Raw genomic sequence first — 13,746 nt, forward strand, 5'->3', positions numbered from 1 at the left:
TGGGCGCCTGGCTGGGGTTGACGACGCGGCGCTATCAGTCCGGCGAGGTAGACTATGATGGCCATATCTCCCGACGTGGAGACACCCATGTGCGTTCCCTTCTCTATGAAGCCGCGGTCGTGATCCTGACACGCAGCCGGGCGGACAGCGATTTGCGCAGTTGGGGCATAAAACTACGCGAGAAGATCGGCTTCAAACGTTCCGCTGTCGCTGTCGCCCGCAAACTCGCCGTCATCATGCATGCGATGCTTCGCTCCGGTGAGCTCTTCAACAGGGCGACAGCCGCCACCTAACTTTCCAGCTCTGTAGCGCCCACGGCGTGAAGAGGCGTCCCTGCCGGGACCGAGGCTGGTCCATTCCGTTAAGACCGTTGCACCGCGAGTTTGTTCGGAGCGTGCGAGACATACATTGGAAGGACTGTCCCGCGAAATACCATAATGCGGCGACCTATGTCGACCGCGTAGACGACCATGCTCCCGGCAAACAACCTCCCGCACCTAAAAGGCGCTTGCAAATCTCGCTATTAGACGACGGTCTTACGAGGCGCTTCAGGCTGCGATCGCCGAGCCCTCCTTGGCGAGCGTCCGCCAACGCTTTCGCTTTCAGGCTCTTCCACCGTCTCGGACGCGGACTATGAGGCTCTGCTGGAGTTGCGCAGGGCCATTGCGATTGGCTATCCGCGGATTGCCTTGACATGCGCACGAGTGCTGGCCGGATGTTCCATATACAACCTAATGGCTATTGCTCGAACATCTTGCCGGTGCGCGCCTCGAGCCGATAGCGGTTGCCGGGGTAGATGAGGCGGGCCGTGGAGACCACGCGCCGGCCCGACCAGGTGCGGCGGCGTATCGCCAGGCAGGGCTCGCTCTTGAGGATTGTCAGCAGTTTGCATTCCCAGGACTGCGGCATTGCTGCCTCGACGATATGTTCCGACCCACTGAGCGGGGCAGCAGCCGTCAGATAGGCGTTCGGTGTCAGCGAGGCGAAGTCTTGCGCGAGATAGTCGGGGGCTGCCAACGGATTGACGAAACGGTCCTCGATCTGCACCGGCACGCCATTTTCGCTGTGCACGATCAAGGAGTGAAACACAGGCGCGCCGATATCGAGTTCGAGCGCGTCAGCCGTTTCGGGAGACGCTGTTTCCTGGGCGAGAACCACGACGCGGGCCTCATGGGCGTGGCCGCGTTCGGCAATCTCTTCGGCGATGTTGCGCACCTCGAACAGAGCCGAATAACCCTTGCGTTCCGCGACAAAGGAGCCGACGCCCTGGATGCGGACCAGTTCGCCCTCGGTTGCAAGTTCACGCAGCGCACGATTGGCGGTCATCTTGCTGACGCCAAGTTCGCTCACCAGTTCGTTTTCAGAAGGCACACGATGCTTCGGGGGCCACTCGCCGCTATGGATGCGGTCGAGAATCATCTGCTTGACACCGGCATAGAGCGGTGCGGTATCGTTGTCCCGCTTCATCTCGCTTGGGCGCTTCATTGCTCATTCCTTTTGCAACAGCGGAATCCGCTCGATAAATCGACTTTCCTCTTGCATAACACAAAATATCTCATATGGTACCCTATACAACCTCTCGAAAGATCGGCCAAGTAAAAGGCCGGCATCGAGCAAGCCGGCGAAGACCGGTGTCGAACTGCAAGTCAATTGTCACTTCAGAGGAGATCCAACCGATGAAATTCAGCGCGCTTCTTCTTTCCAGCGCTTTTGCGCTTTCGGCCTTTGCCGCGCCCGTTGCCGCCAAGGACTGGAAGACTGCCACGATTACGCTTGAGGGCGCTTATGCGCCATGGAATATGACCAATGCCGACGGCACGCTCGGCGGCTTCGAGCCCGAGCTTGCCAAGGTTCTGTGCGAACGCGCCAAGATCGAATGCAAGCTCGTCGCTTCCGACTGGGACGGCATGATCCCGGCGCTCAATGCGGGCAAGTTCGACGTCATCATGGATGCCCTGTCGATCACCGAGGACCGCAAGAAGGTCATCGGATTTACCATTCCCTACGCTGCCACGCCTGCAGCTTTCGCAACCGCCAAGGATAGTCCGCTTGCAAACGCAGCCGGCACCGGCGCGACGATCAAGATGACGCCCGGTCAGACCGGCGTTAAGGAAGTCGATGCGCTGAAGGAAGCCTTCAAGGGCAAGACGATCGGCATTCAGGCAGCGACCGTTTATGCGAAGTTCGTCTACGACAATTTCGGCGACATTGCCGAGATTCGAGAGTATAAGACCGGCGCCGACCGCGATCTCGATCTGCAGAACGGACGCATCGACCTCGGCTTTGACGATGCCGTCTATTTTGCCAATGCCTTCCAGTCCGCAAACGACAGCCTGGCCTTTACCGGCCCTGAAATTGTCGGCCCGATCTGGGGCGAGGGTGAAGGCCTCGGCGTCCGCCAGGCAGACACGGATCTTCGTGACAAGTTCAACGAAGCGATCAAGTCCGCGCTCGCCGACGGCACCGTGAAGAATCTGTCGATGAAGTGGTTCAAGGTCGACGTCAGCCCGCAGAACTGATTTCCGGCGCAGGCCGGAAGTCCCGGTCTCCGGCTTCAATGCCGGGGGCCGCATGCTATTCTGACACCGCCGAAACAGCGGCGGGCGCGGGGGATGTGATATGGCAACACTGGAACTGATTGGATTCGGCTCGACCGGATGGGGCGCACTGCTTCTGCTGGCCGCACTGATGACGCTCTGCGTGACGGCAAGTGCGCTTGCGATCGGCGCTGTGCTTGGTGCGATAATCTCTGCTGCAAAGCTCTCTGGCAAGACGTCCCTTGTCGCACTCGGTAACGTCTACACGACCGTCTTTCGCGGCGTGCCGGAATTGCTCATCATCTATCTCATCTATTTCGGGGGGTCCTCCGCGGTCACCTCGATCGGCAAGGCGATGGGCTACGAGGGCTTCCTCGGGCTACCCTCCTTCCTCGCCGGTGCACTGGCCGTCGGCATCATCTCCGGCGCCTACCAGGCGGAAGTTTTCCGCGGGGCATACCTTGCCATTTCCAAGGGCGAACTGGAGGCGGCATCGGCCATCGGCATGCATCGTGGCCTGCGGTTTCGCCGAATTATCATCCCGCAGGTGCTGCGTTTCGCAATCCCCGGCCTTGGCAACGTCTGGCAGCTCAGCCTCAAGGATTCGGCGCTGATCTCGGTGACGGGCCTGGCGGAGCTGATGCGCACCAGCCAGGTCGCGGCCGGTTCCACGCGACAGTATTTCCTGTTCTTCATCGTTGGCGGCGCTCTCTATCTCATCCTGACGAGCCTTTCCGACCGCATCTTCAACGGCGCCGAGCGGCGGGCCAATCGTAGCATGCCGACAGCGGCCATGGGAAAGGCGTGAGGTAGTCCGATGGATTTCGCTTTTCTCACCCAGACGATGACCACGCTGCTCAAGGCCGTCCCGATGACCTTGGCGCTGTTTTCCGTCTCGATCGTCTCCGGCGGTATTCTGGCACTCCTGATTGTCTGGATGCGCGTCGGTGGCAATCCGCTACTTGCAGCCATTGCCAAGGGATACATCTTCATCTTTCGCGGCTCGCCGCTTCTGATCCAGATGTTCCTTGTTTTTTACGGGCTCGGTCAGTTCGGCTTCATCCGCTACTCGTTCCTCTGGACGTTCTTGCGCGAACCGTTCGTTTGCGCCGTTCTTTCCCTGGCGCTCTGCACGGCCGGCTATACGGCCGAGATTTTCCGCGGCGGCATTCGCGCCGTCTCTCCGCGCGAGATCGAGGCGGCGCGTTCGATCGGCATGTCGGGTGCTCTTCTCGTGCGTCGCATCCTGGCGCCGATCGCCTTCCGCCACGCGCTGCCGGCATATTCCACCGAGATCGTCCTGATGATGAAATCGACGGCGCTCGCGAGCCTGGTGACCGTATGGGAAGTGACCGGCGTGGCGCAGCGGCTGATCTCGCAGACCTACCGCACGATGGAGATATTCCTCTGTGCGGCCATCATCTACCTTGTTCTCAACTTCATCATTCTGCAGGCGATGTCCCTGCTCGAATATTCGCTCTCGCGACACCGCCGCGCGATTCCGCCGGCGTTGAAAGCCTGAGAGCTGAACGGACACGATTGGAGCTTTCATGCCAGGCGTTACCCGACTTTCCGTCCGCAACATCCGCAAGAGCTTCGGCACGCACGAGGTCCTGCGCGGCATCTCTCTCGATGCCCAGGATGGCGACGTCATCTCGCTGCTTGGAGCCTCCGGCTCCGGCAAGTCCACTTTCCTGCGCTGTATCAACCTGCTGGAGACGGCAAGCGACGGCGAGATCTGGGTGGATGGCGAGCAGATCCGCATGATACACAAGGGCGGCACAAGCCGGCCTGCCAGCCAGAAACAGGTCGACCACATTCGCTCGGAATTGGGCATGGTCTTCCAGTCGTTCAACCTCTGGTCGCACATGACGATCCTCCAGAACGTCATCGAGGGGCCGGTCCACGTCCTGAAGCGCCCGCGCGCTGAGTGCATCGCCGAGGCCGAGGTGCTGCTTGAAAAGGTCGGCATCGCTGACAAGCGCCATGCCTATCCTGCGCATCTGTCGGGTGGTCAGCAGCAGCGCGCCGCGATCGCCCGGGCGCTGGCGATGAGACCGAAAGTCATGCTCTTCGACGAACCGACCTCGGCGCTCGACCCGGAACTCGTCGGTGAAGTGCTGCGTGTCATGCGCGCGCTTGCCGAGGAGGGGATGACCATGCTGGTCGTTACGCATGAGATGAGCTTTGCCCGCAATGTCTCCAACCGCGTTGTCTTCATGAAGGAAGGCCTGGTCGAAAGCAGCGGCACGCCGGACGAGATGTTCGGCGGCGGCGCGTCGCCCGCCTTCCGCCAATTCATCGGGCATTTCGGAAGCGGGCAATGACGGTCACCATCGACACACGGATCGGCTGGCGCGACGTGGCACGCGTCGCAGCGGGCGAGACGCTTGCGCTTTCGTCTGCTGCTTGGGCCCGGGTCGACAATGCCAGTCATATCGTCGAACGCATCGTCGAGATAGGCGTGCGCGCCTATGGCATCAATACCGGCGTTGGGGCGCTGTCCGATACGGTGGTTGACCGCCAATCGCAGAGCCGGCTGTCACGCAACATCATCCTCAGCCACGCCTGCGGCGTTGGGGAGCTGTTGGCGGCGCGCGAGGTCCGCGCGATCATCGCGGCGCAAATCGCCAATTTTGCCCACGGCCATTCCGGTGTGCGGGCCGATATCGTCCGCCATTTGATCACATTTCTGGAGCACGACTGCGTGCCGGATATCCCGTCAAAAGGCTCAGCCGGTTATCTCACGCACAATGCCCATTCCGCGCTCGTCCTCATCGGCGAGGGAAGCGCGCAGGTGGCGGGCAAGCGCATGAACGGCCGCGAGGCGCTGAGCGCCGTCGGCCTTGCACCGCTCGTGCTCGGCGCGAAGGAGGGATTGAGCCTCGTCAACGGTACGGCCTGTGCAACCGGTCTAGCCAGCGTCGCATTGGCGCGCGCGAGCGATCTGCTCGACTGGGCGGATGCGGTCGCGGCGCTGACGCTGGAGGCATCCGGGTGCCAGATGGCGGCCTTCGACGAAGCCGTCCTGGCGCTTCGTCCGTCGCGCGGCATCGCGCATGTTGGGGCGTCGTTGAGACGACGCCTTTTTGGCAGCGGTCTGGTCGCAGCAGCGCTCGGAAAGCGCACGCAGGATGCACTCAGCCTACGCTCGATCCCGCATGCCCATGGTGCGGCTCGCGACGTCTTTGACAATGCGTCTGACGTTGTCGATCGCGAACTTGCCTCCGTCACGGATAATCCGGCCGTCTCAGGGACGCCCGAAAATCCGATTGTCTCATCAGAGGCCCATGCCGTGGCGCCCGCGCTTGCTCAGGCATCGGACAGCCTGGCGATCGCCATCACGCAGATATCTGCCATGAGCGAGCGTCGCATGGACCGGCTCGTCAATCCGCTGGTCAGCGGCCTGCCGCCGTTCCTGGCGAGCGACGCCGGCAGCAATTCCGGCTTCATGATCGCGCAATATACCGCGGCTGCGCTCAGCAACGAGAACCGCAGGCTGGCCGCACCCGCTTCCACCGACGGCGGCCTGACCTCCGGTCTCCAGGAGGATTTTCTTGCGCACCCGACGGCTGCGGCAAACAAGCTTCTGTCGGTGATCGACAACGCGGAATATATCGTTGCAATCGAGTTAATGGCGGCCGCCCAAGCGCATGACTTCCTTGCGTCAACGGCGGCGCGCGCCAAGGGGACGGATGCGATCCACCATGCCGTACGCCAGGTCGTTCCGCATTATGGCGACGATCGTCCGCTTGCCGGCGATATGGAAGCGGTCCGCACCATGATCCGGGAAGAAGCGCCGCCGGCCGCGAGCTGAGGAAACAGAAATGACAGCTGAATTCGACGTTGCCGTTATCGGCCTCGGGGCCATGGGAAGTGCGGCACTTTCCTTTCTCGCAGCGCGCGGCGCCAGAACGATTGGCATCGACGCTTATTTCCCCGCCCACGCGCTCAGCTCCTCGCATGGGGACAGCCGCCTGATCCGGCTCGGCTATTTCGAAGATCCATCCTATGTGCCGCTTTTACGGCGCGCCTATCGCAATTGGCGCGATCTGGAGGCCCGGCTTCGTACAGACATTTTGACCATTACCGGCGTCCTCCAGATTGGCGCCGAGAGCAGCAAGATCGTTGCGGGAACGCGCGCGTCCTGCAAGATGCACGGGTTGGCGCACGAGGTCCTCGATAGGGCGGACATGGCGCGTCGGTTCCCTGCCTTCCAACTGGATGAAGAAGACATCGCCGTGCTCGATCCTCAGGGCGGTTATCTGAGGCCCGAAGCGGCTGTCATGGGCTATCTCAAACTTGCGGCTCAGGACGGAGCCGTCCTTCATTTCGGCGAACGGGTGATAGCGATCGAGCCCGGCGACGGTGGTGTGACGATCCGCTCGGCTGACGGCCACTACCGCGCCAGGAAGGTCGTGGTTGCCACCGGTTCATGGATCGCTGAGCTCGTTCCGCAATTGAGAGAGCATGCAGTGCCAATCCGCCAGGTCGTTGCCTGGTATCAGCCGCGCGACGGCTTTGCCACCGAACCGCAACGCATGCCGTGCTTCCTCCGGGATGAGGGCACAGAGGGCTCGTATTTCGGCTTTCCGGCGATCGGTGCCGACGGCGTCAAAGTCGGCCGGCATGCGCATTTCCGCGAGCCGATCGATCCCAACCAACCCAACCCTCCGGTCAACGATGCGGACACGGCCCTGCTCGATGGCTTTATTTCCAAGCGCGTGCCTGCCGCCGCAGGGCTGCGGGTCAATGCCGTGACGTGCCGCTATACGATGCTGCCGAGCGAGGATTTCCTGCTCGACCTAGCTCCTGGCCATAAGAACGTCGTCGTCGCATCGCCCTGTTCCGGGCATGGCTTCAAGTTCACGAGCGTCGTCGGCGAAATTCTCGCCGACCTGGCGCTTGAGGGGCAAACCAGCTTGCCGATTGGCGCGTTCTCTTTCGAGGCCATGAACCGATTTGTCGCTGGCCGCAAATCGGCGTGACGATCCGCTAGTTGCAGCGCAATCCGGTTTCTGCGTCGAAGAGGTGGATTGCCTCCCGATCAAAGGAAAGCATCAGCTGCTGGCCATTCTCCAATGCCGTGCGCGACGGCAGGCAGGCCGTCAGGCGCTGCGTGCCGACGAAAGCGGTGACGACAAGCTCGGGGCCAGTCAATTCGGCAACCTCGCACGTCACCGGAATCGTGAGGCCGGACGAGCCAAGTCGAAGTGCCTCGGGCCGTATGCCTGCAATCAGCTTCTGGCCATCCTTGGGCCGGATTTCAAATCCCTCCGGCAGGGGCAGCATGGTCTCGCTGCCGTCGATCTGAAGTTCGCTGCCGCGAGCCGTAGTCTTTAGAAGGTTCATTGGCGGGGCACCGACAAAGGTGGCGACGTAGAGGGTTGCGGGCCGGTCGTAAATCTCTGATGGGGTGCCAAGCTGTTCGATCCGCCCGTCGCGCATGACCGCGATGCGGGTGGCAAGCGTCATGGCCTCGATCTGGTCGTGCGTTACGTAGACGACCGTGGTCTTGAGCATCTGATGCAGGCGCTTGAGTTCGGTGCGCATCTCCATGCGTAATTTAGCATCGAGATTGGACAGTGGTTCATCGAACAGGAAGACCTCCGGCTTGCGCACCAGAGCCCGGCCGATCGCAACGCGCTGGCGTTGACCGCCGGACAGCTGGCTTGGCTTGCGTTCCAGCAGGCTTTCGATCTGGAGCAGCTTGGCGGCATCGCGTACGGCCTGGTCACGCGCGACGGCTGGAACCTTGCGCATTTCAAGGCCGAAGCCGATATTGCGGTGGACAGTCAGGTTCGGATAAAGCGCATAGGACTGGAAGACCATGGCGATATCGCGATCCTTCGGATGCACGCCAAGGACCGAGCGCGCGCCGATGCGCACGTCGCCGCTGGTGGCTTCGGCCAAACCTGCGATGATATTGAGCAGGGTCGACTTGCCACAGCCCGAGGAGCCGAGCAGCACGAGAAATTCGCCGCTTTCGAGCGCAATGTCGATGCCCTTCAGGGTTTCGACGTCGCCGTATGTCTTGCGGATATTGACGATTTCAAGCGCACTCATGGAGCGGTTTCCTCCGACATTGATTGACCGCCGTAGTTGCGGGGAAGCGTGGAAATGGCCCGCGAGGCGACCTCGGTTCCCGCCGCCAGGCAGTCAGCGAGAGATCTTTCTTGCGCCAACGCTGCAAGAAAGCCCGCATTGAAGACGTCTCCGGCGCCGATCGTATCGACGACCTTGACCGAGGGGGCCGTAACCGAGATGTTTTGCCCGTCCGCGCCGATCGCCAGCGCCCCATCTGGTCCGCGCTTGACGACGACGATCGCGCCGTCCGGCATATGCGATCGGATTTCGATTGCCGCTTCGACCGGATCGTCGAGGCCAGCAAGCGTGGTGGACTCCACTTCGTTGAGAAGCGCGATTGCGCAGCGCGACAGCCAACGTCGCGTGGCATCGCAATTGTCGCTCGTCCAGCCGTCGAGCGGCCAGCCGGTATCGAGCGCGACCGCGATCTTGTGCTGATCAGCCCAGTTGAAGAAAGCATCGTATTGGCGCGTGAGATCGTCCGTCAGGAACGAGCCGCACAGCAACGCATAGCCGCCTGAAAGCTTGGCGCCGTCGAGAACGGCGAGCACATCGGCCAGGCTGAATCGAGGTAGATGGCCACGCGTGGTAAAGAAGGTGCGCTCGCCATCGGGATGCGTGATGCCGACAGAAAGCGTCGTTTGCTCGGCGCGTACCGGCCATTTCGCGGAGCGCTTTGCGAAGGCCTCGCTCAGCCAGCGGCCGAACTGATCGTTACCGACATTGGCCGCGATCTCGAACTCGACGCCGAGACCATTCCAGGCGAGCGCGCTGTTGCCGGCCGCTCCGCCCACGCGCAATTCGTCATGATCGACGATGATCTCGGTGCCGGCCTTCGGCCAGGGGGCTGCGGGACCGAGAATAAGGTCGATATTGACGTTTCCGATGACAGCAAGAGGACGCATCATTCGCTCCGGGTGATCTTTGTCGAACGCACCGGCGTACCGGCGTTGTCAACCCGCGCATCGGCAAAGGCAATCATCAACCGCTGTGCGACAGGCAGCATCGCGAAGATCGCGGCAAGACCGGAAGCCGGCCTGAAGCCGATGGTAACGGCGCCAGCAACAGGCTCTTCGCCAGATGCATCGAAGATGATGACCGGAGCGCCGGTTTCGACCGCCGATACCGCCATGGCGGTGACCAAGCTTGCAGTGCGGTCGTGGCCTCGGAAAAGGATGACGCCGATCGCCGGGCCGAGCATTTCCATGGGTCCATGCCGCAACTGCCCGCCCTCGAGCGAAAAGCAGGGGAGACGGGCGAGTTCCGTCAGGCCAAGTGCCAGCGCCTCGGCAAGGCCCTGCAGGCGCCGTCCCGACGTGACGACGGTCGCCACGCCATCCAAAGCTGCAAGGGCGGCATCGATGTCCGCTCGCTCGGGCGACGTCAGAGCGGCAAGCGCGGCGGCCGGATCGTCGCCAAGGGCCGCCAGCACCGCCAGATGCAGGGCAAAGGAGACTGTCAGGCTGCGGGTCGCTGCAAACGCCAACTCTGAGCCTCCAGCACCGCCGAGGGAAGGTGCCATGCGCGCGAGAAATGATCCTGCCTCCAGCGTCAGGCCGAACGTGTCAGCGCCGCCTCCGGTCTCGGTGAAAAAACGCACGACTTCGGCGCTTTCGCCCGATTGAGAGGTAATGATGACGGTTCTGCCGTCGAGCAATAGCGGTTGCCCCAGCTGTTCAGAAAGGGGTAGAGCGATCGCGTCGATGCCGAGTGCGCGGTAGAGCGGCTCGACTGCGCGACCGACGGCATGAGATCCGCCCATGCCGAGGAGAAGGAGGCTGCCGTTCTTCTTCAGCGAGGCGGCGATGTCCCGAGCCGTTAGCTTTGCGCCATCGTAGGACGCCAGCGCATCCGCATGCTGACGCGCCATCTCGCGATCGATTGCAATCAGGCCGGTTGGTCGTGTCGCTTCCATGGTGCTTGTCATCCCTTCACGCCGCCGCTGGTCAACCCGGAAATCAGGGCGCGTTGCATGACGAGACCGATGAGCACCGGCGGCAGGGCGGCGAGCACACCGGCGGTTGCGATCAATCCGTAATCGGACACACGGCCGCCGGCCAGATCGGCAATGGCAACCGTGAGTGTCTTGGCGCGCTGATCGGAGGTGAAGAGCAGCGCGTAGAAAAATTCGTCCCACCCCAGCAGGAAGGCAAACAGCGCCGAGGTCGCAACGACCGGCATTGCGAGCGGCAGAGTGATGATCTTCCAGGTCTGGAACAGGCCTGCGCCATCGATCATCGCGGCAGCTTCAATCTCTTTCGGTATGGAATCGAAGCCTGATTTCATGAGCCACGTGGTGAAGGGCGCGAGGATCGTCAGATAAACCAGTGCAAGGCCGAAGACGTTGTTCAACATGCCGAGATACGACAGGCCCATGTAGAGCGGCACGGAAAGCGCGACCGGGGGCAGCATGTAGGTCGAAACCACCATCGACAGCGACCAGCCGACCGAAGGGGTGCGCGACACAGCCCAACCCGCCGGTATGGCAAGCGCGATCGCGGCGATCGTCGCCATTCCGGCAACCTCGATGCTGTTTCTGAGCGACGAGGTGAAGGCGGCACCCGCGCTGTTTTCGATGGTCGACAGCAGAACGCCGTAACGCGAGAAATCAGCCGACTGCGGCCACCATGGCAGCGGCTTTGCGGCAAGATCGGCCGCCGGCGAGATGCTCATGACGAACAGCCACAGTATCGGCGCCAAGATGATGGCGGCAAGCAACAGGGCGCAGACATAGACGAAGGCTGAAAAGATCGCGCTCTTGCGTTCCATCAGGCGGCACTCCCTGCAGTCTTGCGCACCAGCGCGCCATAGGCGACGGCAAGCAGCGTTACCAGCAATGTGACGATCAGTGCCAGCGAGGCGCCGGAGCCCGCACGTTGGAATGAAAACGCCTCCTGATAGACGAGGATCGACAATGTTCTTGTGCTGTTGGCCGGGCCGCCACGGGTCATCACCCAGATGATGTCGAACACCTTGAAGGCTTCGATGGTGCGCAGCACCAGCGCCACCATCAACGGACCGGCGAGATAGGGCAGGATCACGAAGCGAAAGCGGGCGAAGGGGCCCGCGCCATCGACCAGCGAGGCGGCGGTGATGTCACGCGGGACTGCCTGCAAGGCAGCGAGCGCAATCAAGGCCACCAGCGGAAAGTTCTTCCAGCAGTCTGCGACGATCAGGGCGGCAAGTGCCGTTCCCGGTTCGCCGAGCCACGAGCGATAGGCGTCGATCAGGCCGATTTGCGTTAGTGCTGCGTTAAGCGCGCCGTACTCCGGATTGTAGATCAGCCGCCAGAGCGTGGCGTTGACGACCGTTGGCAGCGCCCAGGGAAGGATCATCAGGGCACGCAACAGCGCGCGGCCGCGAAATTGCTGGTTGAGGAGAAGCGCTGCAAGCACGCCGATCACCATTTCGGCGGCGACCGAAATCACGGCGAACCAAGTGGTCGTGATCAAGCTTCGCTGAAAATTCGACCCGGAGATCATCTTCACGTAATTGTCGATGCCGACGAAGTTGCCGGCGGTGCCGACAAGCTTGGCGTCAGTGAAAGACAGGCCGATCGTATCGACCAGCGGCCATCCGATGACCGCGATCATCACGACAAGCAGCGGCAACATCAAAAGCCACGCGCGGGTCGTCATCCAGGTGCCGGACATGGGGCGCGCCTCTCAATTCATCGGATTGTTACAGTGGAGCCAGGCGGCGCGGGCCGCCTGGACGGTTGTATCGCTTAAAGACCGCTGTTGTCGGCTGCCGACTTCAGGGCGTCTTCCGGCGAGGACTGGCCGAGCAGGGATTCCTGGATTGCTTGCTGCAGGGCGGTCGAGAGTTCCTGATACTTCGGCGTGGTCGGGCGTGGATACATAGCGGCGAGTCCGATCTTGGCCGCTGCTATCATTTCTTCCTGACCCTTCGTCACCGCCGGATCCTCGTAAGAGGAGGCCCAGATCGGCAGGCTGAGCTTGGCGTATTGGTTCTGGGTCGCCTGGGAGGTCATGAATGCGATGTACTTCCAAGCCTCATCCGGATGCTTGCTGGCAGTGGTTATGCCAAGGCCCATCGAGCCGTTGACGGCCGACGCTTCGCTCTTGCCCGCAACGCCCGGCGCCGGAACAACGCCGACCTTGCCAGCGACCTTGCTGTCCTTCGGGTCGTTCGCCATGTTGTACATGTAGGTCCAGTTCAGCGCGAAGGCGGCATCGCCGTTTTGAAAGACCTTACGGACATCCTCTTCCAGGAACTCCTTGGAGTTCGGGTTCGTCAGGCCGGATTTGTAGCTGGACACCATATAGTTCAGCGCGTCGAGACCGCCGCCATTCTGGAAGTCCGGCTTGCCATCCTTCAGGAAGTCGCCCTTATAGGCGCTGACGAGTGTCGTGTAATCGCAGATCACGGCTTCGGCCTGCGACCAGCTCCAGGCGATCGGCGTCGCCAGCAGGCCCTTGTCCTTGATGATCTTTGCCTGTTCGCTCAGCTCGTCCCAGGTCTTCGGCGGGGTCTTGATACCGGCCTTCTCCAGGATTTCCTTGTTGTAGAACAGGTACTTGGTATCGAGGATCCACGGCATGCCATAATATTTGCTGTCGTACTGAACCGTCGTCCATGCGCCGGGCAGAATGCCCTTCTTCATGTCATCGGTGATGCGCGAGGAGACGTCGACCAGCACATTGTTGGTTGCGTATTCGGCCGGCCAGATGACGTCGAAGAGGACGACGTCATAACCGCCGCCGGACCCTTGAGCGAGCACGGTCTTGTCATGTAGCCCCTCGTAGGGAACGAATTCGAGATTGACCTTGACGTCGGGGTTCGCCTTTGAAAAAGCATCCGTCATGGCGCGGACGTCAGCCTCGCTATAGGCCGCCTGCGCCATGAACAGCGCGTTGATCGCCGTTTCAGCAAAGGCGTGCGGCGCAAACGATGCGCCGATCAGTGCTGCGCCAAGCAGCGTCTTGTTTAGGGATTTCAACATTCCAGCCTCCAGTTTCTTGACATTCACCCAATTCCTGAGGGCGGCTGTCGCCGCCGTCAGCTGTCGAAATGACACCCGGCTTGCCGGGCTGCCAGATTCGGAGCGTCGACGGAGCCGTTTTTTTTGGCTCTTTGCGTTCCCTGGAACTCTTCGGTT

The 13,746-nt window shown here is 61.7% G+C and carries 14 protein-coding genes; 7 read left to right on the plus strand and 7 right to left on the minus strand.

Annotation, left to right across the window (positions count from 1 at the left end; all coding sequences use genetic code 11):
* Positions 1 to 293: transposase (locus BSG20_RS22160; RefSeq protein WP_143147514.1), on the plus strand; the 293-nt coding region annotated here is incomplete at its 5' end.
* A 445-nt stretch (positions 294 to 738) separates the two neighbouring features.
* Here BSG20_RS22160 and hutC read toward each other — a convergent pair.
* Positions 739 to 1,485: a histidine utilization repressor gene (hutC, locus tag BSG20_RS22165; protein ID WP_072378512.1), complete on the minus strand. Its 747-nt coding sequence runs from the start codon at positions 1,483 to 1,485 to the stop codon at positions 739 to 741.
* A gap of 191 nt (positions 1,486 to 1,676) precedes the next feature.
* Between hutC and BSG20_RS22170 the strand changes: the two genes are divergently transcribed.
* The 6 genes from BSG20_RS22170 (at position 1,677) to solA (ending at position 7,525) form a co-directional block, all read left to right on the plus strand.
* Positions 1,677 to 2,519, plus strand: a complete 843-nt coding sequence (locus BSG20_RS22170) for a transporter substrate-binding domain-containing protein (RefSeq protein ID WP_024317200.1) — start codon at positions 1,677 to 1,679, stop codon at positions 2,517 to 2,519.
* A 100-nt stretch (positions 2,520 to 2,619) separates the two neighbouring features.
* Positions 2,620 to 3,345, plus strand: a complete 726-nt coding sequence (locus BSG20_RS22175) for an ABC transporter permease (RefSeq protein ID WP_037121137.1) — start codon at positions 2,620 to 2,622, stop codon at positions 3,343 to 3,345.
* A gap of 9 nt (positions 3,346 to 3,354) precedes the next feature.
* Entirely contained in the window at positions 3,355 to 4,059 is a 705-nt protein-coding gene (locus BSG20_RS22180) for an ABC transporter permease (RefSeq protein ID WP_072378511.1), read from the plus strand.
* Positions 4,060 to 4,087: 28 nt separating this feature from the next.
* The gene (locus BSG20_RS22185; RefSeq protein ID WP_072378510.1) at positions 4,088 to 4,864 is read left to right on the plus strand and encodes an ABC transporter ATP-binding protein; all 777 of its coding nucleotides are present in this window, start codon (positions 4,088 to 4,090) and stop codon (positions 4,862 to 4,864) included.
* Entirely contained in the window at positions 4,861 to 6,354 is a 1,494-nt protein-coding gene (locus tag BSG20_RS22190) for an HAL/PAL/TAL family ammonia-lyase (protein ID WP_072378509.1), read from the plus strand. The genes BSG20_RS22185 and BSG20_RS22190 overlap by 4 nt, the downstream gene beginning before the upstream one ends.
* 10 nt (positions 6,355 to 6,364) lie before the next feature.
* Positions 6,365 to 7,525: an N-methyl-L-tryptophan oxidase gene (solA, locus tag BSG20_RS22195; protein WP_072378508.1), complete on the plus strand. Its 1,161-nt coding sequence runs from the start codon at positions 6,365 to 6,367 to the stop codon at positions 7,523 to 7,525.
* Between the two features lie 7 nt (positions 7,526 to 7,532).
* On the opposite strand, the gene BSG20_RS22200 is transcribed toward solA, so the two are convergent.
* The 6 genes from BSG20_RS22200 to BSG20_RS22225 all read right to left on the minus strand — a co-directional run bounded on the left by BSG20_RS22200 (position 7,533) and on the right by BSG20_RS22225 (position 13,590).
* A complete protein-coding gene (locus BSG20_RS22200; protein WP_072378507.1) occupies positions 7,533 to 8,603 on the minus strand; it encodes an ABC transporter ATP-binding protein in 1,071 nt (356 codons plus the stop codon).
* Entirely contained in the window at positions 8,600 to 9,529 is a 930-nt protein-coding gene (locus tag BSG20_RS22205; RefSeq protein ID WP_072378506.1) for a PfkB family carbohydrate kinase, read from the minus strand. Before BSG20_RS22205 ends, BSG20_RS22200 begins: the two co-directional genes overlap by 4 nt.
* Entirely contained in the window at positions 9,529 to 10,551 is a 1,023-nt protein-coding gene (locus tag BSG20_RS22210) for an SIS domain-containing protein (protein WP_072378505.1), read from the minus strand. The genes BSG20_RS22205 and BSG20_RS22210 overlap by 1 nt, the downstream gene beginning before the upstream one ends.
* Positions 10,548 to 11,393, minus strand: coding sequence for a carbohydrate ABC transporter permease (locus tag BSG20_RS22215; RefSeq protein WP_072378504.1), 846 nt, complete (start codon positions 11,391 to 11,393; stop codon positions 10,548 to 10,550). The genes BSG20_RS22210 and BSG20_RS22215 overlap by 4 nt, the downstream gene beginning before the upstream one ends.
* A complete protein-coding gene (locus tag BSG20_RS22220) occupies positions 11,393 to 12,277 on the minus strand; it encodes a carbohydrate ABC transporter permease (protein WP_072378503.1) in 885 nt (294 codons plus the stop codon). The genes BSG20_RS22215 and BSG20_RS22220 overlap by 1 nt, the downstream gene beginning before the upstream one ends.
* Positions 12,278 to 12,351: 74 nt before the next feature.
* Positions 12,352 to 13,590, minus strand: coding sequence for an extracellular solute-binding protein (locus BSG20_RS22225; RefSeq protein WP_072378502.1), 1,239 nt, complete (start codon positions 13,588 to 13,590; stop codon positions 12,352 to 12,354).
* Positions 13,591 to 13,746: the final 156 nt, after the last annotated feature.

Source organism: Rhizobium tibeticum, from assembly GCF_900110205.1.
Lineage (GTDB): Bacteria > Pseudomonadota > Alphaproteobacteria > Rhizobiales > Rhizobiaceae > Rhizobium > Rhizobium tibeticum.

Excerpts from the sequence above, each read along its gene's own strand:
- hutC (WP_072378512.1), bottom strand. The coding sequence starts at position 1,485 with ATGAAGCGCCCAAGCGAGATGAAGCGGGACAACGATACCGCACCGCTC.
- BSG20_RS22170 (WP_024317200.1), top strand. The coding sequence starts at position 1,677 with ATGAAATTCAGCGCGCTTCTTCTTTCCAGCGCTTTTGCGCTTTCGGCC.
- BSG20_RS22175 (WP_037121137.1), top strand. The coding sequence starts at position 2,620 with ATGGCAACACTGGAACTGATTGGATTCGGCTCGACCGGATGGGGCGCA.
- BSG20_RS22180 (WP_072378511.1), top strand. The coding sequence starts at position 3,355 with ATGGATTTCGCTTTTCTCACCCAGACGATGACCACGCTGCTCAAGGCC.
- BSG20_RS22185 (WP_072378510.1), top strand. The coding sequence starts at position 4,088 with ATGCCAGGCGTTACCCGACTTTCCGTCCGCAACATCCGCAAGAGCTTC.
- BSG20_RS22190 (WP_072378509.1), top strand. The coding sequence starts at position 4,861 with ATGACGGTCACCATCGACACACGGATCGGCTGGCGCGACGTGGCACGC.
- solA (WP_072378508.1), top strand. The coding sequence starts at position 6,365 with ATGACAGCTGAATTCGACGTTGCCGTTATCGGCCTCGGGGCCATGGGA.
- BSG20_RS22200 (WP_072378507.1), bottom strand. The coding sequence starts at position 8,603 with ATGAGTGCGCTTGAAATCGTCAATATCCGCAAGACATACGGCGACGTC.
- BSG20_RS22205 (WP_072378506.1), bottom strand. The coding sequence starts at position 9,529 with ATGCGTCCTCTTGCTGTCATCGGAAACGTCAATATCGACCTTATTCTC.
- BSG20_RS22210 (WP_072378505.1), bottom strand. The coding sequence starts at position 10,551 with ATGACAAGCACCATGGAAGCGACACGACCAACCGGCCTGATTGCAATC.
- BSG20_RS22215 (WP_072378504.1), bottom strand. The coding sequence starts at position 11,393 with ATGGAACGCAAGAGCGCGATCTTTTCAGCCTTCGTCTATGTCTGCGCC.
- BSG20_RS22220 (WP_072378503.1), bottom strand. The coding sequence starts at position 12,277 with ATGTCCGGCACCTGGATGACGACCCGCGCGTGGCTTTTGATGTTGCCG.
- BSG20_RS22225 (WP_072378502.1), bottom strand. The coding sequence starts at position 13,590 with ATGTTGAAATCCCTAAACAAGACGCTGCTTGGCGCAGCACTGATCGGC.